Raw genomic sequence first — 18,242 nt, 5'->3', positions numbered from 1 at the left:
AGCAATGCTACCGGTGGTTTTACCTCGTCATGACAAGTGCGGTCGCGATGGCCGCGATTCCTTCACCACGACCGGTCAACCCCAGCCCGTCGGTGGTGGTCGCAGACACCGATACCGGCGCACCGAGCACCCGCGAAAGAACTTCCTGAGCCTCGACACGGCGCGGTCCGATCTTGGGCCGATTGCCGATGATCTGCACCGCGGCGTTGCCGATCGCGAAACCGTCCTCGTCGAGCAGCCGCTTGACCTCGGTCAACATGGCGGCTCCACTGACCCCGTCCCATTCCGGACGCCCGGTCCCGAACACCGATCCGAGATCGCCCAGTCCCGCCGCGGACAGCAATGCGTCGCACAGGGCGTGCGAGGCCACGTCGCCGTCGGAATGCCCGTCGAGTCCGTCCGCATCGGTGAACAGCAAACCCGCCAGCCAACAGGGCCGACCGGGAGCGATGGGATGGACGTCGGTTCCGATGCCGACTCTCATAGCGCGCCTCTCACAGCAGGGCCTGTGCCAGTAGTAGGTCGTGTGGAGTGGTGATCTTGAACGCGAGTGCGTCGCCGACGATGGAGTGCACCGTCTCGCCGATGCGCTCGACGAGGCCCGCGTCGTCGGTGGAGATGTCGGATGCGGCGTCGTACGCCCGGCGCAGGACGTCGGCGTCGAATCCCTGCGGAGTCTGCACCGAGCGCAGACTCGCGCGGTCCGGGGTACCGACCACCGCGCCCATGATGTCGACTTCCTTGATGGTGTCGACGACCGGGAGGACGGGGATGACGGCGGAGCGTCCGGCTCGTACCTCGGCCACGACGCGGGCGATCAGCGTCGGTGGGGTGAGGGCACGGGCTGCGTCGTGGACCAGTACGACGGCTGCATCGCCGACAGCGGCCAGACCGGCGCGCACCGAATCGGTGCGCTCGAGCCCTCCGGCCACGACGACGACGTCGTCGCCGACATGACGACGGGCCGCGTCGAGCAGCTCGGCCGGCACGATGACGACGATACGATCGACGGCCCCCGAGGCCCGAAGACCGTCCACGGACCGTGTCAGGAGAGAATCGGTGCCCAGACAGACGAATGCCTTCGGCTCGTCGTGTCCGAGCCGAAGGCCTTTGCCTGCTGCGGGTACCAGGGCGACCACGTCGCCGGAAGTACCGTTCACCCTAGGAAGCTGTAGCGAGAACTTCGTCGAGCATGGTGTCGGCCTTGGCCTGATCCGTTCCCTCGGCGAGTGCGAGCTCGCCGACCAGGATCTGACGCGCCTTGGCGAGCATCCGCTTCTCGCCTGCCGACAGGCCGCGGTCCTGCTCACGTCGCCAGAGATCACGGACGACCTCGGCAACCTTGTTCACGTCACCGGACGCGAGCTTTTCCAAGTTGGCCTTGTAGCGGCGCGACCAGTTGGTGGGCTCTTCGGTGTGCGGCGCGCGAAGCACCTGGAAGACTTTGTCGAGACCTTCTTGCCCGACGACGTCGCGAACGCCTACGTATTCTGCGTTGTCCGCGGGAACTCGAACGGTGAGGTCGCCTTGCGCGACCTTGAGAACCAGATACTCTCTCGGTTCACCCTTGATGGTGCGTGTCTCTATCGCTTCGATCAGCGCCGCTCCGTGATGGGGGTAAACGACGGTGTCTCCGACCTTGAAAATCATGTGACAAGTGCCCCTTTCGATTTACCCAGAATACCACGGCTCATATCAACGGTGCAGGTCAGGGGCATAGTGGTGCCGAATCAGGGGTTGACACAGACCGATCGACGTGTATCCGGGGCCACATTTTCACGTGCGCCACTGCGCCGTCCTCACACTCGGCAGGCACCCTCACCTGGCGTCATCGGGCCACCGGCAGACCCCACGAGCGGCCGGTGGACGAGAACTACTACTCTCCCTAGTGGACGAGATGGACCGAGCCGGCCCGGCACCACATGGAGGACGACCGAAGTGACTGCAATCGACGCTGCGACACCGCTTGGCCGCCATCGCAGGACGGCCGCTGCCCTCGCTCTTCTCGCCGGTGGCGCGCTCGCCCTCACCGCGTGCGGCGCAGGTCAGATCTCCCAGACGGCCACTCAGGTCGCCGCGGTCAACGGCAACTCCGTCGACGTCGGCGACATCCAGCTGCGCAACGTGCACGTGGTGTACCCCGATTCGCAGGAGTACAGCATCGAGCCCGGCGGCACCGTCGAGCTCGGTTTCACGGCCATCAACTCCAACCCGGGTGTGGCCGACGAGCTGACCGGCATCTCCTCCCCCGAGGCCGAGGTCACCATCGTCGACGAGGCGGAATCGGGCAGCACCGAGATCGCTCCGCTGACCGCGCTCGGCGCAGGTACGCCCGCGGACGTTCAGCTCGACGATCCGCTGCTGCCGATCCAGCTGATCAAGGTCGAGATGGCAGACATCTCCGAGAACGTTCGGCCGGGCCTGACCCTGCCGGTCACGTTCGAGTTCGCCAACGCGGGCGAGGTGGTCGTCAACGTTCCCGTCGATGCCGGCCACGAGCTCGAGCGCGACGAGTCCGCGGTGACCGAGCACAGCGAAGGCGAGTAGCCGCCGCCCCGACCCTGTCGGTGCCCATCGTTAGGCTCGCGGCGTGGTCAAACTGAAGTCGAGCTACCGCTGCTCCGCGTGCCGTCACTCGGTCTCCAAATGGGTCGGTCGCTGCCCCGAGTGCGGTGACTGGGGCTCGATGGACGAAGTCCAGGCCACCGCTGCTCCGCTCGCCACACGCGCAGGCGCATCGGCCCTTCGTTCGGGCGGTGGGGCCATGATTCCCACTACGCCCGCTGCAGCTCTGACGACCATCAGCAGTGCCACCTCGCAGGCCAACACCACCGGAATCGACGAGTTCGATCGTGTTCTGGGTGGCGGCCTCGTCCCCGGTTCGGTCGTGCTCCTCGCCGGCGAGCCCGGAGTCGGCAAGTCGACACTGTTGCTGGAGGTGGTGCATCGGTGGGCCCGATCGGCGCCCGATCGTCGAGCGCTCTACGTCACGGGCGAGGAGTCGGCGGGTCAGGTGAGGTTGCGTGCCGATCGGACCGGCGCGGTACACGAGCGCGTCTTCCTCGCCGCCGAGTCCGACCTCGCCACCGTCTTCGGCCACGTCGAGCAGGTCGAGCCGAGCCTGCTGATCGTCGATTCCGTGCAGACGATGCTCGCCGCGGACGTCGACGGCGTCATCGGCGGTGTCACGCAGGTTCGCGCCATCACGAGCGCGCTGACCACGCTGGCCAAGACGACCGGGGTTGCGGTGTTGCTCGTCGGGCACGTCACGAAGGAGGGCGCGGTGGCAGGTCCGCGCTCGCTCGAGCACCTCGTCGACGTGGTCCTCAACTTCGAGGGCGACAAGCACTCGACTCTGCGGATGATCCGCGGCGTCAAGAATCGGTTCGGCGCATCCGACGAGGTCGGCTGCTTCGAGCTGCGCGAAACCGGGATCGTCGGCATCAGTGATCCGTCCGGGTTGTTCCTGCATCATCGGGGCGACGCCGTGCCCGGCACTGCCGTCACCGTCACGATGGACGGCAAACGGCCGCTGTTGGCCGAGCTGCAAGCACTGATCGTGGACACCGCGATGCCGTCGCCCCGGCGCGCGGTCAGCGGGCTCGATCACGCCCGCGTGGCGATGATCCTGGCCGTGTTGGAACGCCGCTGCGGGGTCAAGGTGTCCAAGGCGGAGGTCTATGCGGCGACGGTCGGCGGCATGCGCACCAGCGAACCGTCCGCCGATCTCGCGCTGGCTGCGGCCGTGGCGTCGGCGGTCCGCGATCAGCCGCTGCCCCCGGGCATGGTGATTCTGGGCGAGGTGGGGCTGGCAGGCGAGGTGCGCCGCGTCGCCGGACTGGGTCGCCGCCTCGCCGAGGCCGCGCGGTTGGGCTTCAACTACGCCATCGTCCCCGAGGACGCAGGCCCCATACCGGACGGCATCAAGGTCAAGACCGTCACCAACGTCGGCGAGGCGTTGACCTACACGCGTATGCGGCCCGTATGACACCGGGCAGTATTCTTTGTCGGGCTGCCTGCATGTAGTTGCGCAGTACTCTTTATCCGCAGACATGCATCGCCCGCACGGGCAGCAACCACGCCGCACGCCGAGACGACACGAGGGGGTTGGCCATGGAGGGCACCACGCCGTCCCCAGCGTTGCGCGAGACCATCGCCCGGCTCGCACCGGGAACCGCCCTGCGCGACGGTCTCGAGCGAATTCTGCGCGGCCGCACCGGCGGCCTGATCGTCCTCGGATACGACGACGAGGTCGAGGCCATCTGCGACGGCGGATTCGAGCTCGATGTCGAGTTCGCGCCGACCAGACTTCGCGAGCTGTCGAAAATGGATGGCGCAGTAGTACTTTCGACCGACGGCAAACGAATCGTCCGGGCCAATGTGCAGCTCGTACCGGACCACAAGATCCCCACCGTCGAATCCGGCACCCGGCACCGCGCCGCCGAGCGAACCGCCATGCAAACCGGTTATCCCGTTGTCTCGGTGAGCCAGTCGATGAGCATCGTCAGCGTCTACATCGGCGGCGTCAGGCACGTCGTGGAGGGCTCGGCCACCATCCTCTCGCGCGCCAATCAGGCCGTCGCGACCCTCGAGCGCTACAAGGCCAGGCTCGACGACAACACCCGTCAACTCTCGGTCGTCGAGATCGAGGACTTCGTGACCCTGCGCGATGCCCTGACCGTCGCGCAGCGCCTCGAGATGGTGCGGCGAGTGTCGGTTGAGATCGAACAGAACGTCCTGGAACTCGGCACCGACGGCAGGCAGCTCGCGCTCCAGCTCGAAGAGTTGTTGGGCGACAACGACGTCGATCGCCAACTGATCGTCCGTGACTACCTCGCCGGGAACGAACCGTCGAGCACCACCGGAGTCGAGAAGGCACTCGCCGCACTGGACAAGCTGACCGACGTCGATCTGCTGGATCTGACGACGCTGGCCCGAGCCTTCGGATATCCCGCGACCATCGAGGCCCTCGACACCCCGATGAGCCCCCGCGGGTACCGGGTGCTCACCCGAGTTCCGCGGTTGCAGTTCAGCCAGATTCACCGACTCGTCGGCGCGTTCGGCACCCTGCAGGGGCTACTCGCGGCCACCTCGGCCGACCTGCAGTCCGTCGACGGCATCGGTGGACTGTGGGCCCGTCACATCCGCGAAGGCCTCTCCAGACTGGCCGAGGCCTCGATCTCGGGGCCGTACGACTAGGACGCCTTCTTCTTCGTCCCCGGCAGGAAGCCTGCGTCGATCACGGCCTTCACGTACGGTCGTGCGCTCGTGATCAACTCCTCGGCATCGGGGACGTCTCTCCACACGGCCGACGCCATGATGTCGGTGCGATCCTCGATGTGCTGATCGAGCGCGACGCCGTCGTCGGTCAACGTCTCGCCCTCGGCGGAGACGGTGAGCAGTCCACGGGCAGCGAGTCGTTCCGCGGCAGAACCCCATTCGCTCTCGGACCATTCACGGGTGAGCTGTGTGATGCGCTTGCCGAGCGCCCGACGGCCGGGCTGCGGGTTCGGCCGGTCGGCCTCGTGGAACACGGCCGCTTCCGTTGGATCGAGTTCTGCGTCGATCAGCGCGGCGAGGTGGCCGTCACCGCGCCATTCGCGGAGGACGGTGATCGAGTGCCAGAGGGCCAGATGCGGTACCTCGGGTCGAGCGGCGGAGTGCCACGCGGCGGCGAGCGGTCGGCCCGCGAACGAGGCGGTGTCGCCGATATCGCCCAGACGCCCCGCCAACTCGGTGAGCGCAGGGTCGTCCGCCAGGGAGCCGAGAGCCGTGCCGAGAACGGAGTCGAGCAGGGCCCACCGACGATCGGACACCGTCTCCAGTCCGACGGCCACGGCGGCAGGCCACGCACGCTCGATCAGTACCGGATTGAAGTTGTAGAACGCAGCAGCGACGACACTCGGCGCGCACGGACCCATCGGAGCAGCCCGAGCTCCGACGTACCAGGCGTGCCCGTCGAGGCCGGTGTCCTCGTACGCCGATCCCAGTTCGGGATTGAAGTACGCGGTGACGTGGAAGGGTTCGAGCGTCTTGTAGGCCGCTCGGGCGAGTGCTGTCGAGGTGGTCATGAGAGTCGACCGTACTCAGCCGGTGATGTTGAACGGCTCCGGCGCGCTCTTGAGCTCGCCGAGCTGGGCGATCGCCTGGTAGGCACCGACGCCGACCGGGATGCGCTCTTCGCCGCAGCCGGGAACCGAGTTGGTACCCGACCACTTGACGGTGAAGCCGGCCTGTTCGCCGGGCTTGAAGGTGCGCAGATCCGAAGCAGCGTTGGGGAAGCAGTCGATGTTGGACCAGATGCGCTGATTGTCGAGGGTGTAGACGAGCGCCTGCTGCAACCCGGCACCGACGTCGCGCTGACATTCGGTGGAGCCGATGTTGGTGATGACCACGGTGAACACGGGCTCTTCGCCCAGCCGGTAGGTGGCCTGCTCCGGCGTCACCTTGATCGCGAGCGACTGATCCGAGCACTGATTGGCGATCACCGGAGCCGGCGCGCCGCTGGTGGTCGCAGCTGCGCCATCACCGGCAGCGGAGTCGTTAGCTCCACCCGAGCCGCCGGAACCACCTGATCCACCCGAACCGCCACCGGAGCCACCTGCACCGGCGGAATCGGCATCGGAGGCAGAGGAGCTGGGTGACGGCAGAGCCGAGGACGTCGCCGGAGCCGCAACGACACCTGCAGGAGCGGCCTCGGTGTCGTCGGAACCGCCACTGAGCGAGGCGATGAACCACACGATCAATCCGAGGACGACAACGGCCGCACCGATGGCGAGCGCACGGCGTCGCCAGTAGATTTCGGGAGGCAAAGGCCCGGTCGGTTCCAACACGAATCAACCGTATGCGGCCGAGGCCACGCTATCCCTGAGCCCACGCGGCGTGTCGCGTCAGCGAACTCACCGAGATGGGATCGGAGTGGTTCAGGCTGGTATTTCGCCGATGTCGCCGATGACCTCACGCAACTGCGCATGACCCTTCGACAGTTGGTAGGTGAGCCCGACGATCGCGAGCTCTCCGGCTTCGACCTTCTCGGCGACGATTCGGGAACGCTGCATCAGCAGATTTCCGGTTTCCTCGACGTGGCGGGCCTCGAACTCGTCGACGGCATGGTAGCCGTCACGGCGGGCTGAGAGCACCGACGGGGTGACGCGTTCGACGACGTCGCGGATGTAGCCACCGGGTACGTCGCCACTCTCGAGGGCGTCGACGGTCGCCTTGACTGCACCGCAATGATCGTGGCCGAGCACCACGATCAGCGGCGCCTTCAGCACCGCGACGCCGTACTCGATCGAGCCCAGAACCGCAGAGTCGACGACATGGCCTGCCGTGCGCACCACGAACATGTCACCGAGGCCCTGATCGAAGATGATCTCTGCAGCAACACGCGAGTCCGCGCAGCCGAAGAGGATGGCACCGGGATGCTGAGCGCTCTCGAGGCGGGCGCGATCCTCGATACCCTGCGACGGGTGCAGGACCTCTCCGGAGACAAACCGTTGGTTGCCTTCCTTGAGTGACTTCCAGGCAGCGATCGGATTCGAAGCAGGCATGGGTTTCATTGTGCACGTGGATCGAGTTACCGGCGAGTCGGGTTGACTACTGTTGGGACCGATCACGGACACGACGAGAAGGGCGACCACTTGCCGATCGATGCCGACGCACTGCTCGGGTGGTTCGACACCGACGGACGCGACCTGCCGTGGCGACGGCCCGGCGTCAGCGCGTGGCAGATCCTGATGAGCGAGATCATGCTGCAGCAGACGCCGGTGGTGCGGGTCGCGCCCATCTGGGAGCAGTGGGTGCAGCGTTGGCCGGTGCCGTCGGCGATGGCCGCGTCCTCGCAGGCCGAAGTGCTCCGCGCGTGGGGCAAGTTGGGCTATCCGCGTCGAGCACTGCGGTTGCACGAGTGCTCCCGGGTGCTCGCCGAAGAGTACGGCGACGAGGTGCCCACCGACGTCGAGACTCTGTTGGGTCTGCCGGGCATCGGCGCATACACCGCAAGGGCGGTCGCGACTTTCGCCTACGGTCAGCGAGTTCCTGTGGTGGACACCAATGTTCGACGCGTCGTCGCGCGTGCGATGCACGGCAATGCCGAGCCCGGAAATCCCTCGACCTCGCGGGATCTGGCCGATGTGGAACAGCTGCTCCCCGAGAGCGTCCCCCGCGCCGCCCGCTACTCGGCGGCGTTGATGGAACTGGGCGCACTGATCTGTACAGCCAAGAATCCGGCCTGCCTGCTGTGCCCACTGCCGGAGTGCGCCTGGATCGAGGCAGGCAGGCCCGCGCACACCGGCCCGGCCAAGAAGGTCCAGAAGTTCGCGGGGACGGATCGTCAGGTGCGCGGCAAGCTCATGTCGGTGCTGCGCGAGAGCACCGGACCGGTCGAGCGCGCTCAGCTGGACATCGTCTGGACCACCGACCCGACCCAACGCGACCGAGCTCTCGATTCACTGCTCACCGACGGCTTGATCGAACAAACCGAATCGGGATTGTTCGCCCTCGCGGGTGAGGGTTCGGACGGCTAACTGCGGACGGTTGCGTCGAACCATGCTCTGCCGAGCAGCAATCGGTCCACCAGATCGGCCGCCTCGATCTCGTCGATCTGCCCGACCATCGTCATCGTTCCCAAGCCGTGCAATGCGGACATGAGTAGTCGAGCCTCCGCGACGGCGTCGATTCGATCCGAACCGCTCTCCGCTGCGGCCTCGCCGATCATGCGAGTCAGAACCGACTCCAACACAGCAAGATTGGCGCCATACGCGGCCTGCGCCAGGTCCGGCTCTCGTATCGCCAGGGATGCGAACGACACTCCCAGCCGATGGAAGCGCCTGCCCTCGTCGTCTGTCGGCAGCACAGAACGGGCGAACATCTGCAGGCGTCGGGCCGGCGAAATGTCGGCGATCGCGTCGATCCGGGATCGAGAGTCCGCGTAGCCGCGCTCGGAGAAGCGCGTCAGAACGGCGTCGAGCAGCCCTGCCTTGGAGTGGAAGTAGTACTGGACCAGTCGCAGCGATACCTCGGCTGCCGCGGCGGTGCTCCGCATCGTCAGCGCCTCGAGCCCATCGACGGTCGCAACCCGCTCTGCGGCCGCCAGAATCTGCTCTCGTCGATCTTCGCCGGCCATTTTCTGCCCACTCTCCTCTGTTTGATACAACTGTATCAACCGACTGTTATACAGCTGTATCAACCGAGGGGGTCGAGTATGACGCGGGAGCGTTCGTGGGGTGTTCTGGCCGTTGCGTGCCTGGCCCAGCTGCTGGTGGTGCTCGACTCCTCGGTTGTCAACATCGCTCTGCCGCAGATCGCCCGAGCGCTGAGCATCGAGGATCGCGACGTGCAGTGGGTTGCCAGCGGATATACCGTCGCGTTCGCGGCGGCCCTGCTCGCCGGAGCCCGCGCGGCCGACACCCGGGGCATCCGCGAGGTTTTCCTCTTCGGCGTTTCCCTGTTCGTCGCCGCCAGCGTCATCGGCGGCGTCGCATCCACCGGCTCGATGTTGGTGTCCGCGCGCATCGTTCAGGGTCTGGCCGCAGCAATCGTCTCCCCCGCCACGTTCACGTTGCTCACTCTCACCTACCCCGAGGGGCCGATGCGGACACGTGCTGTCGCGGTGTGGACGGCGATCAGTGTTGCCGGCGGTGGAGTAGGCAACATCGCCGGAGGAGCTCTGACCGAGTACGTCTCGTGGCGGGCGGTTCTGCTGATCAATCTGCCCATCGGCGTCGTCCTGCTGACATCGGCTCGTCGACACCTCGACGTTCGGCGAGCCGACACCGAGGCGCATCGGCCCGGGCTCGACATCATCGGTGCGGCCTTCGGCGCAATGGCCCTCGGCGCGTCCACCGTAGCGGTCACCCAACTCGGAGCCGGCGGCTCGCAGTCGTTGTCCCTGTCGACGGCTGTTCTCGCCGTGGCCGGATCGATCGGATTCGTACTCCGACTGCGTCGATCGACCGCACCACTGATCCCGTTGCGACTGTTCGCCGATCGCACCGTGGTCGCGGGAAACCTTCTGACACTGCTCACCGGTGCGGTGTTCCAGATACCGATCTGGTTGTACCTGACCTATCAGATGCAACAGCCCCTGCAGCAGTCACCCCTGCAGGCGGCAGTGGGCTTTCTACCGCTCACTGCCGCTCTCGTCGTGACCGGCGTCGCAGTCACCCCCGCCCTGATGCGCAGATGCCCCTCGCACCTGATTGCCGCTGCCGGCGCGACCCTGACCGCCGCCGGACTGCTCGGCCTCGCGGCGGCCTCGAATTCGCCTGGCTACCTCGCGGCCGTCGGGCTGCCGTCGATTCTGATCGGGATCGGCGGCGGGCTGCTCAACACCCCGCTGGCCACTGCGGTGACCAGCGGCGTCGCACGCTCCGATGCCGGGGCCGCGTCGGGATTGATGAACACGTCCAAGCAGTTCGGTGGCGCGATGGGGTTGGCGCTGCTCACCATCGTCGCCGGGCTGACGGACTTTCGATTCGCCTATTCGGCCATGGCAGCGGCGATGGCGGTGACAGCGGTGTGCTGCGCGGCCTTCCTTCGCACACCGCCGCCGAAAGTTCGTTACTGAGCGAGAAACTCGACCAGCGCCGCATTGACTGCTTCCGGGCGTTCGAGGTATCCGAAGTGACCGGTGTCGGCGATTTCGACGTACTGCGCACCGGGTATCGCGGAGGCGACGTCGCGGCACTGCTGCACCGGAATCATGCGATCGTCGGCGAATCCGATCACCAGAGATTTCGCCCTGATCACCCGGTACGCCGCCAATCGGTCCGTCCCTGAACGCATTTCGAGTCCGATCTGCGCACGCATACCCGCAGTCTTTCTGCCACCGGAGTATTCGAGGATCGCCAGCCAATCACCGATCGCCGAGTCGTCGGCGAGGGTCTTCGGCGAAAAGTTCTGCATCGCAGTCATCGCCGCCCGATACGACGCGGGGAGTTCGACCCCGGCGTCGTGAAGATCCTTCTCACCCTTCGACATCTGCGCACGAAAAGTGGTGGTCTTACCGAAGGTGGCCATCATCACTGCATGCGACACCAGATCCGGCCGGGCCAAGGCCAGTTCCTGCGTCACGCGCGCTCCCATCGAGGTGCCCACGACGCGTGCAGGCCCGCCACCGAGGTGTTCGATGAGGGCAGCGGTGTCGGCGACCAGGTCGTCGAGCGTCATTCCGCTCGCGCACTCGGAAGACGGTGCGATACCCCGATTGTCGAAGGTAACCACCCGGTACCCCTGCTTCACCAGCACCGGAACCTGATGGGTTCGCCACACGCGTCCCGGGCTACCGGTACCCATCACCAACACCACCAGCGGACCGTCGCCGGTGACGTCGTAGTTGAGGTCGATTCCGTTGAGCTTCGCGAGCGGCATTCGGATCATCCTAGTGCGCGCAGGAACTCCTGCACCGCCGTGCGATACCCCTCGGGCGCCTCGTCGTGAATCAGGTGCGCCGCCTTCTCGATCCGCACGTACGCCGATCCGGGCTTACCCGAGTGCATTCGCTGCATCTGACCGGCCGGGGTGATGGTGTGTTCACCTTCGATCAGCAACACCGGAGCCTCGACGGCATCCCACTCGTCCCAGAAGTGTCGAGTCCCCCACTCCTGCGAGATCGCCTCGAAGACGTCCACCTCACCGTGCAGGCGCCAGCCATCGTCACTTCGCACGAAGGAATCCAGAAAGTATTGTCCCGCAACATCTCCGAAGAACGCCAGCACCGCATCGGCGTCGGGAAAGGGTTGCGGCCACGCCCGCATCATCGCTGCCCAATCATCGGCGGTCCGTCCCCTGAAATCCGGAGAGATGTCCTCGACCACCATGGCGGAAACCAGGTCGGGGCGCTCGGCGGCGGCACACCAACCGTGCAGTGCGCCCATCGAATGGCCGATCAACACACTGGGACCCAATGCCTCGAGATGCTCGAGCAGGTCGGCCACGAAGAACTCGGTCGTGAGCTCGGTCGGCGCAGGACGACGATGCCCCGGCGCATCGTAGGAGTGCACATGCCCGAATTCTCGAAGCCACGGAACCTGCCGCCGCCAGGTGGCGGCGCTGCCCATCAGCCCGTGCAGCAGCAGAATCGAACGGCCGGATCCACCCTCGTCGTAGAGCATCACCACCGAGCATATCGGCGGAGTAATCTCGCGGGCATGGCCATTGTGAAGATCAATGCGATCGACGTACCCGAGGGCGCGGGCCCCGAACTCGAGAAGCGCTTCGCCGCGCGCGCCGGGTCGGTCGACGGCTCCCCGGGTTTCCTCGGGTTCCAACTGCTGCGGCCGGTCAAGGGCGAGTCGCGCTACTTCGTCGTCACCCAATGGGAGGACGAGGAGTCGTTCCAGGCATGGTCGGCGGGACCGTCTCGGGAGGCTCACGCCGGAGCCAGTTCTGCGAAGCCGGTCTCGTCCGGAGCATCCCTGCTCGAATTCGAGGTCGTACTGGACGTGCCTGCCGTGTCCTGAAGAGCGCACGCGTCCGCTCAGATGCGTTCGCGGGCGAGCTCCCATTCGAGTCTCGTCGGCATCTGCGAATCCAGTTTCGCCACAGCTTCGGCCAGGAACTCGGCCGGCATCGGCCTGCCGAGGAAGTAGCCCTGAGCACCGTCGCAGCCCAATTCTCGGAGCGCGTCCAACGTGCCCGCGTCCTCGACTCCCTCGGCCATGACCCGCACCCCGAGACTTCGAGCCAGGTCGATGGTCGAGCGCACGATCGATGCGTCGGTCTCTTCGGTGTTCATCTTCGACACGAACGAGCGGTCGATCTTGAGAGTCTGCACCGGCAGAGTCTGCAGATAGGCCAACGAGCTGTAGCCGGTGCCGTAGTCGTCGATCGCGATGGTGACGCCGAGGCCACGAAGGGACGTCAACGCGTTCACCGAGCGCACCGGATCGGTCATCGCCGTTGTCTCGGTGACCTCGAACTCCAGGGCATGCGCGGGAACCGAATGTTTCGCCAGCGCGGCCGCGACCTGTTCGGTGAGCGTCTCGTCCAGTAGGTTTCTCACCGAAAGATTCACCGAGACAGACAAATTGACTCCACGTCGACGCAGCTCGCTGCACTGAGCCAAGGCCTCGTCGAGCACGAGGGCGGTGATGGCGGGCAACATACCGGTGCGCTCGGCGTCGGGCAGGAACATCGACGGTCCGATCAGACCCTCACGTGGGTGCTGCCACCGCAGTAACGCCTCGACGCGATCGACACTGCCGGATTCCAGATCCAGGCAAGGCTGAAAGAACACTCGAAGCTGGTGGTCACCGATGGCCTTGTCGAGTTCGCCCAGCAACCGCATGTGATCGTGTCGGTCGCGATCCATGTCGGGTTCGTAGCGACCGATACGAGTGTGGCCCGCCTTCGCGGCAGTCAGGGCCACGTGCGCCCGCTGCAGCATCGATTCGCCGTCTATCGACACGGTCGCCGAACCCGAACCCGAGGCCGCCGGGCAGACTTCTATGGCTGCGATTCCGACCGTCGCGTCGAGTGCCACGTTGATGTCGTGCACGAACATCGTTCTACTGACTGCGAACTGGAGTTGCTCGGCAGTGTCCGATACGTCGATCTGGCCGGGACGCCTGCGCATGGCGACGACGAACTGATCCCCACCGAGCCGTCCGACGAGGTCGTCGGATCGCACCGATGCGACCAGGCGATGACCGATCTCGCGCAGGACACTGTCTCCTACGCTGTACCCGAAGGTCTCGTTGATCTGCGCGAAGCGGTCGATGTCCACCACGAGCGTGAATACGTCCGACTCGCCGCGTCCGGCGAGCATCGTGTCCAACCGCTCTCGGAGCAGGCGGCGACTGGCCAGCCCGGTCACCGCATCCGTCCGAGCCACGTCCTCGAGCACTGCGGCCTGCCGCCGCAGCGTCTCGAGGAAGTATGCGATACGGCACCCGACGAGCGCGATGATCATCGCCGACGACAGCACGATCACCCACCCCCACTGCTGGACGGGGACCCCGCGGGCCAACTGAATTGCCATCGCTAGGGGTGTCACGGCGACCGCGACCGCGAGTCCGAGAAATCTCACACGCCCGAATCTGAACGGGCTGGACCGGTCGACCCGCGACACCGCCCGCTCCGGAATGTGCAAGGCGATCACTCCGAAACACACGTACGCGGCCAACCACAGCGTGTTCAGGAGAGTCGAACGGTAGAGCTCGGACGAGTCGACCGTGGCATAGGACGCGAAATCGGCAGACACCAGGAACACGACTCCGGCCGCTGCCGCCAGGAACGGCACCGTTGTCGAGCGGGTCAGCAGGTACAGACTTCCGACGAGCGTGAGCAGAAACGCGTCGATGGTGAGGTAGACCGTGGCAGGCCACAATTCCATCGCCGACGGAAACGACAGCGTCGAATCGCCGGGGATGACGAACACCCACGTGGCGAGTCCGATACCGACTGCAACAACCAGACACTCGAGCAGTTCTTCCCACCCGAACACGAGCCCGTTCTCGTCGGCGGCTCGTGCGAAGCCGACGGCGATCACCAGATAGCCGAACAGGTAGAAGATGTCGGACGAGGAGAACGTCGATACTCGTCCACCGCTGACCTGCACCATCGCGATCAGCACGTCGCCGATACCCCAGGAGCCGACGCCGACGGCCATGTACCTCCACGTCCGCTTGTCCGGCCCGGGTTCCCGAAAGTAGCGGTAGACGAACGCGACGATTGTGGCCAGAAGCACGATTGCGTATATCGCACCCTGGGGTATACCAGGCGGGGCTATTGCGTACGCCGCTACGGCGAGTACACCGAGGCCCAGGAAGCGCGTCCACAACATGGTGGGGCTGATCCTTCCTAGGCCGGTCGGTGCATACCCCGAACGTACGCATCAGCCGATCGAACCCGACGTTTGAACACGATTCGTAACCGAATCACCCTGCAGATGGGTCGAGTAACGAACTATTTCAAACCTGACGATCGTTCGCCAGTCTCACATCGGGCGATTTGTCCGTTCAGCTTTCGAGAGACGCGTCCAATGTGATCTCGACACCGGTGAGAGCCTTGCTGACGGGGCAGGTTTCCTTTGCCGCCTGAGCCGCCTTCGCGAACCCGTCTGCATCGAGACCCTCGACCTCGCCCCGCACGGTGAGTTTGATGCCGGTCAGCTTGAAACCCGGTTCATCGGGACCCAGCGAGACATCGGCGGTGACCTCGAGGCTCTGTGGGGTGCCGCCCGCCTCGGCGATCAACGCCGACAACTGCATCGCATAGCAGCTCGAGTGAGCCGCGGCGATCAATTCCTCGGGACTGGTGGTGCCGTCGGCGTTCTCGGCGGCGCGCTTGGGAAACGACACATCGAAAGTCGCCGCGCCGGAACTGGACAGCTCGACCTGGCCGGAACCTTGTTCCAGCGTTCCGTTCCAAGCTGTGCGTGAAGTACGAGTTGGCATCGAACCGAATCCTTTCGTAGTCGACCCTCTGTGGGCCTGTTTCTCAGGCTAACGTCAGCGGGGTGACCGGGCTACCGAGTGCGAAGATGTCGACACGACGGGTGCGACAATCGGGAAACTGCCCGCGCGCAGCGACGATCGTGGCAACCGCGATCCTGTCGATCGCGATCGCCGGATTCTCGACGCCGACGGCCGGCGCGAGCCCTCTGACGGAGTTCTACGACGCGCCGGTTGCGGCGGTCGACACCGCGACGCTCGGCGAGGTTGTCCGAAGCCTGCCCGTCAACTCGCCCAAAGGGTTCGGTCTCGGATTCGACATCGAGCGGATTCTCTATCGGTCCACCGACACACACGATCAGCCCATGGTCGTATCCGGCTACACCATGACCCCCACCGCTCCGTGGGTCGGCCCCGGACCCCGGCCGGTGATCGCGTACGCGCCCGGCACCTCCGGTATGGCGGACCGCTGCGCCGGATCGGCTGTTCTCGGGACAGTCGGTTCGTCCCCGGCCATCCTGCCGCTGCTGTTGGCCGGATATCGCGTCGTCGCGACCGACTACCAGGGCCTGGGCACCCCCGGCGGGCACACGTACCTGAACCGAGTCGCCTCGGGCCGTGCGCTGCTGGACGCCGCCAGAACCGCGGACGTCGAGCCGACCACCCCGGTGGTGCTGTTCGGCTACTCCGAAGGCGGGTTCGCGTCCGCCTCCGCTGCCGAACTCGCCTCTACCTACGCTCCCGAGCTGAACGTCCGGGGAGCGTACGTCGGTGCGCCACCGGCGGATCCGACCCTCAACATCGACACGCTCGACAACACCCGCCTCGGTAGTGCCGCGCTCTTCACGGTCGACGGGATGATCAACGCCTACCCGGAACGAGCGGCAGGCATCCGCGACCTCTTCGACTCCGACGGGATCGCCGCGCTCGACGCCGCACAGAACTGGTGCACCACCGACCCCGCGGCCACCGCAACCGTACGAACGACCGAGCTCACCCGCGACGGCCGACCACTGACCGAGCAACTGAGCAACCCGGTGCTGGCCGAGATCACCGAGACGAACACCGTCGGGCGCATCGCCCCTGCCATGCCGGTGTATCTCTCGCACGCAGTCGAGGACGACACCGTGCCCGTCGAGCAGAGCCGCACCCTGCTCGGGCGCTGGCGCGATCTGGGCGCAGACGTCACCTACCGCGAATACGATCTACCGGCCATCCCGGTGGAGGGCGCGAACCACCTACCCGGATCCCTGGCGGCCTACGACGACGTGATGCCCTGGATCGCAGGCCTCGTCCGCGCAGGAGTGGAGCTTGCAGGAACGACCCGATAGGCGGAAGCTGATCTCAGGTGTGAAATCAGGGTGTTCACCGAGGCGTCGACCGCGATGAGGTTGATTCACTCCCATCATGCGCATCGCCCACGCCCTGCTGACCGTCGTCGCAGTCCTGACCGCCGGCTCCCCCACCCCACCGGACCCCGGCGTGGCGTCGGGCATCCGAGCCGTCGCAGACGAACTCGGACTGCCGGGAGTCGCGTTCCGCGTCGTCTCCGAGCACGAGGTCTTGGAGAACGTCGAGTACGGGGTGGACGGAGACGGTGCGCCGATCGACGAGACGACTCCGTTCGTGTGGGGTTCGGTATCGAAGTCGGTGACGGCGGCCACGGTGTACTCACTCGCCGAACACCGAGCCCTGACGCTGGATGGATCCGTGAATTCGATTCTGCCGGAAAGTGATTCGATCCTTCCGGGCAACGTCACGATCGACGACCTGATCCACCACACGAGCGGCCTCCCGCACGATGTGACCGAACTGGACGTGTGGGGGCGCACGGAGCGAGCGCTCGACATCCTCCCCACCCTGGACGTCAGGGCCGCCGAACGCGGCACCTTCCGATACTCGAGCCTGAACTACCTACTGCTGCAAGCGATCGTCGAGAAGGCCACCGCCGAACCTTTCGCCGACGTCGTCGCCCGTGAGACCGGGGTGCACACCGCAGACACCGTCGCACCCGGCCACGTACCGTTCTTCACCTTCCCCCGAAGAATCGATACCGGAATCGACTCCGCAGGAATGGGTTACGGCTACCTGAGCGGTTCCATCGACGAACTCTCACGCTATGCATCCAGGCAACTGACCGCTCCGGCGTCGAACAGTCCGGATACGGTGCCGACAGGTTCGGGGGCGGCGTACGGATACGGATGGTACGTCGAAACGCTGCCCGACGGTACCGAGATGCGGTGGCATTCCGGTGCGGTCCCCGGCTACTTCACTCACGTCGCACTCGTTCCGGAACGACACCTGGCAGTGGTGTTCGCGACCAACAAATACGGCGAGCTCGAGGCCGATGCTCTGGCCTCGGCTGCCCGCTCCCTCGTGCTCACGCGACTCGGCATGGACGACCCTCCTACCGCCGGCTTCGGTCCGTACGAAGTTGCACTGATCGCGTCGACCACCCTCGCGGTGCTGTTGGCGATCTGTGCGACCAGAGCGCTCCTCGGATTCCGAACCGCTCCCGGACGATGGGCACCCGCGCATGCACTGGCCGCCCTCGGCGCAGCTGGACTGCTGTACTTTTCGCTGCCCGCACTCGCCGATGCGCCGATCTCGACACTGGCCCGCTGGGCTCCAGACATCGCGCTGCTGTTCTGGATCCTGCTCGCCGAACTTGTTGTCATCGCCGTTGCCCTCGGCGCTCGGGTCCTGCGTCAATGGACCACTGCACACGTCTGAGCGCTGCAATGTGCCATTCACCCGCGGAGCTGATCTGCGTGAATGGACCACTACATACGTCTGAAGAGTGCAATGGTCCATTGACGCGAACGGGGGTGGGTGGTCGGGCTGGGC

General features: G+C 65.8%; 19 protein-coding genes. 8 read left to right on the top strand and 11 right to left on the bottom strand.

Annotated elements, in window-relative coordinates:
- Positions 1 to 19 precede the first annotated feature (19 nt).
- From ispF to CH276_RS14335, 3 genes are read right to left on the bottom strand one after another with little or no spacing between them, the layout of a single operon-like run.
- Positions 20 to 484: a 2-C-methyl-D-erythritol 2,4-cyclodiphosphate synthase gene (ispF, locus tag CH276_RS14345; protein ID WP_032397191.1), complete on the bottom strand. Its 465-nt coding sequence runs from the start codon at positions 482 to 484 to the stop codon at positions 20 to 22.
- 10 nt (positions 485 to 494) lie between these two features.
- A complete protein-coding gene (gene ispD, locus CH276_RS14340; protein WP_032397192.1) occupies positions 495 to 1,160 on the bottom strand; it encodes a 2-C-methyl-D-erythritol 4-phosphate cytidylyltransferase in 666 nt (221 codons plus the stop codon).
- 1 nt (position 1,161) lies between these two features.
- On the bottom strand, positions 1,162 to 1,650 hold the full coding sequence (locus tag CH276_RS14335; protein WP_027494344.1) for a CarD family transcriptional regulator: 489 nt from the start codon (positions 1,648 to 1,650) through the stop codon (positions 1,162 to 1,164).
- Positions 1,651 to 1,938: 288 nt separating this feature from the next.
- On the opposite strand from CH276_RS14335, the gene CH276_RS14330 reads away from it, so the two are divergent.
- The 3 genes from CH276_RS14330 (at position 1,939) to disA (ending at position 5,199) form a co-directional block, all read left to right on the top strand.
- Positions 1,939 to 2,547: a hypothetical protein gene (locus tag CH276_RS14330; RefSeq protein ID WP_032397193.1), complete on the top strand. Its 609-nt coding sequence runs from the start codon at positions 1,939 to 1,941 to the stop codon at positions 2,545 to 2,547.
- Between the two features lie 43 nt (positions 2,548 to 2,590).
- Entirely contained in the window at positions 2,591 to 3,988 is a 1,398-nt protein-coding gene (radA, locus tag CH276_RS14325) for a DNA repair protein RadA (RefSeq protein WP_032397194.1), read from the top strand.
- A 125-nt stretch (positions 3,989 to 4,113) separates the two neighbouring features.
- Positions 4,114 to 5,199, top strand: coding sequence for a DNA integrity scanning diadenylate cyclase DisA (gene disA / locus CH276_RS14320; protein WP_032397195.1), 1,086 nt, complete (start codon positions 4,114 to 4,116; stop codon positions 5,197 to 5,199).
- Here disA and CH276_RS14315 read toward each other — a convergent pair.
- The 3 genes from CH276_RS14315 to CH276_RS14305 form a co-directional block, all read right to left on the bottom strand.
- A complete protein-coding gene (locus tag CH276_RS14315) occupies positions 5,196 to 6,071 on the bottom strand; it encodes an SCO6745 family protein (RefSeq protein ID WP_032397196.1) in 876 nt (291 codons plus the stop codon). The two genes, disA and CH276_RS14315, sit on opposite strands and share 4 nt — an antisense overlap.
- A 15-nt stretch (positions 6,072 to 6,086) precedes the next feature.
- Entirely contained in the window at positions 6,087 to 6,833 is a 747-nt protein-coding gene (locus tag CH276_RS14310; protein ID WP_094628448.1) for a hypothetical protein, read from the bottom strand.
- 90 nt (positions 6,834 to 6,923) lie between these two features.
- Entirely contained in the window at positions 6,924 to 7,550 is a 627-nt protein-coding gene (locus tag CH276_RS14305) for a carbonic anhydrase (RefSeq protein ID WP_032397417.1), read from the bottom strand.
- Between the two features lie 90 nt (positions 7,551 to 7,640).
- Between CH276_RS14305 and CH276_RS14300 the strand changes: the two genes are divergently transcribed.
- Positions 7,641 to 8,525: an A/G-specific adenine glycosylase gene (locus CH276_RS14300; RefSeq protein WP_032397198.1), complete on the top strand. Its 885-nt coding sequence runs from the start codon at positions 7,641 to 7,643 to the stop codon at positions 8,523 to 8,525.
- On the opposite strand, the gene CH276_RS14295 is transcribed toward CH276_RS14300, so the two are convergent.
- The gene (locus CH276_RS14295; RefSeq protein WP_094628450.1) at positions 8,522 to 9,124 is read right to left on the bottom strand and encodes a TetR/AcrR family transcriptional regulator; all 603 of its coding nucleotides are present in this window, start codon (positions 9,122 to 9,124) and stop codon (positions 8,522 to 8,524) included. The genes CH276_RS14300 and CH276_RS14295 overlap by 4 nt on opposite strands.
- 78 nt (positions 9,125 to 9,202) lie before the next feature.
- On the opposite strand from CH276_RS14295, the gene CH276_RS14290 reads away from it, so the two are divergent.
- On the top strand, positions 9,203 to 10,567 hold the full coding sequence (locus tag CH276_RS14290) for an MFS transporter (RefSeq protein ID WP_094628452.1): 1,365 nt from the start codon (positions 9,203 to 9,205) through the stop codon (positions 10,565 to 10,567).
- Here the strand turns inward: CH276_RS14290 and CH276_RS14285 are convergent.
- Together CH276_RS14285 and CH276_RS14280 are read right to left on the bottom strand one after the other, a co-directional pair.
- Positions 10,561 to 11,370 (bottom strand): alpha/beta fold hydrolase, encoded by an 810-nt coding sequence (locus CH276_RS14285; protein ID WP_094628464.1) that lies wholly within the window; start codon positions 11,368 to 11,370, stop codon positions 10,561 to 10,563. The two genes, CH276_RS14290 and CH276_RS14285, sit on opposite strands and share 7 nt — an antisense overlap.
- A 5-nt stretch (positions 11,371 to 11,375) precedes the next feature.
- Positions 11,376 to 12,113, bottom strand: coding sequence for an alpha/beta fold hydrolase (locus CH276_RS14280; protein ID WP_094628454.1), 738 nt, complete (start codon positions 12,111 to 12,113; stop codon positions 11,376 to 11,378).
- Positions 12,114 to 12,149: 36 nt separating this feature from the next.
- Here CH276_RS14280 and CH276_RS14275 point away from each other — a divergent pair, with 36 nt between their 5' ends.
- Positions 12,150 to 12,461 carry an antibiotic biosynthesis monooxygenase family protein gene (locus CH276_RS14275; protein WP_032397200.1) on the top strand — a complete coding sequence of 104 codons (312 nt, stop codon included), beginning with the start codon at positions 12,150 to 12,152 and terminating at the stop codon, positions 12,459 to 12,461.
- A gap of 17 nt (positions 12,462 to 12,478) precedes the next feature.
- On the opposite strand, the gene CH276_RS14270 is transcribed toward CH276_RS14275, so the two are convergent.
- Both CH276_RS14270 and CH276_RS14265 read right to left on the bottom strand, forming a co-directional pair.
- A complete protein-coding gene (locus CH276_RS14270) occupies positions 12,479 to 14,785 on the bottom strand; it encodes a putative bifunctional diguanylate cyclase/phosphodiesterase (protein ID WP_094628456.1) in 2,307 nt (768 codons plus the stop codon).
- Between the two features lie 175 nt (positions 14,786 to 14,960).
- Positions 14,961 to 15,398, bottom strand: a complete 438-nt coding sequence (locus CH276_RS14265; protein ID WP_094628458.1) for an OsmC family protein — start codon at positions 15,396 to 15,398, stop codon at positions 14,961 to 14,963.
- 62 nt (positions 15,399 to 15,460) lie between these two features.
- On the opposite strand from CH276_RS14265, the gene CH276_RS14260 reads away from it, so the two are divergent.
- Entirely contained in the window at positions 15,461 to 16,726 is a 1,266-nt protein-coding gene (locus CH276_RS14260) for a lipase family protein (protein WP_254923831.1), read from the top strand.
- A gap of 76 nt (positions 16,727 to 16,802) precedes the next feature.
- The gene (locus tag CH276_RS14255) at positions 16,803 to 18,128 is read left to right on the top strand and encodes a serine hydrolase domain-containing protein (protein WP_094628462.1); all 1,326 of its coding nucleotides are present in this window, start codon (positions 16,803 to 16,805) and stop codon (positions 18,126 to 18,128) included.
- Positions 18,129 to 18,242 lie beyond the last annotated feature (114 nt).

It is taken from the genome of Rhodococcus sp. 06-470-2, assembly GCF_002258235.1.
GTDB lineage: Bacteria > Actinomycetota > Actinomycetes > Mycobacteriales > Mycobacteriaceae > Rhodococcoides.
This window is presented reverse-complemented; position numbering and strand designations above follow the sequence as displayed.

Coding starts and splice junctions, on each gene's coding strand:
- CH276_RS14295 (WP_094628450.1), bottom strand. CDS start 9,124: ATGGCCGGCGAAGATCGACGAGAGCAGATTCTGGCGGCCGCAGAGCGG.
- CH276_RS14280 (WP_094628454.1), bottom strand. CDS start 12,113: ATGCTCTACGACGAGGGTGGATCCGGCCGTTCGATTCTGCTGCTGCAC.
- CH276_RS14290 (WP_094628452.1), top strand. CDS start 9,203: ATGACGCGGGAGCGTTCGTGGGGTGTTCTGGCCGTTGCGTGCCTGGCC.
- CH276_RS14265 (WP_094628458.1), bottom strand. CDS start 15,398: ATGCCAACTCGTACTTCACGCACAGCTTGGAACGGAACGCTGGAACAA.
- CH276_RS14315 (WP_032397196.1), bottom strand. CDS start 6,071: ATGACCACCTCGACAGCACTCGCCCGAGCGGCCTACAAGACGCTCGAA.
- CH276_RS14270 (WP_094628456.1), bottom strand. CDS start 14,785: ATGTTGTGGACGCGCTTCCTGGGCCTCGGTGTACTCGCCGTAGCGGCG.
- ispF (WP_032397191.1), bottom strand. CDS start 484: ATGAGAGTCGGCATCGGAACCGACGTCCATCCCATCGCTCCCGGTCGG.
- CH276_RS14255 (WP_094628462.1), top strand. CDS start 16,803: ATGCGCATCGCCCACGCCCTGCTGACCGTCGTCGCAGTCCTGACCGCC.
- CH276_RS14305 (WP_032397417.1), bottom strand. CDS start 7,550: ATGCCTGCTTCGAATCCGATCGCTGCCTGGAAGTCACTCAAGGAAGGC.
- CH276_RS14285 (WP_094628464.1), bottom strand. CDS start 11,370: ATGCCGCTCGCGAAGCTCAACGGAATCGACCTCAACTACGACGTCACC.
- CH276_RS14275 (WP_032397200.1), top strand. CDS start 12,150: ATGGCCATTGTGAAGATCAATGCGATCGACGTACCCGAGGGCGCGGGC.
- disA (WP_032397195.1), top strand. CDS start 4,114: ATGGAGGGCACCACGCCGTCCCCAGCGTTGCGCGAGACCATCGCCCGG.
- CH276_RS14335 (WP_027494344.1), bottom strand. CDS start 1,650: ATGATTTTCAAGGTCGGAGACACCGTCGTTTACCCCCATCACGGAGCG.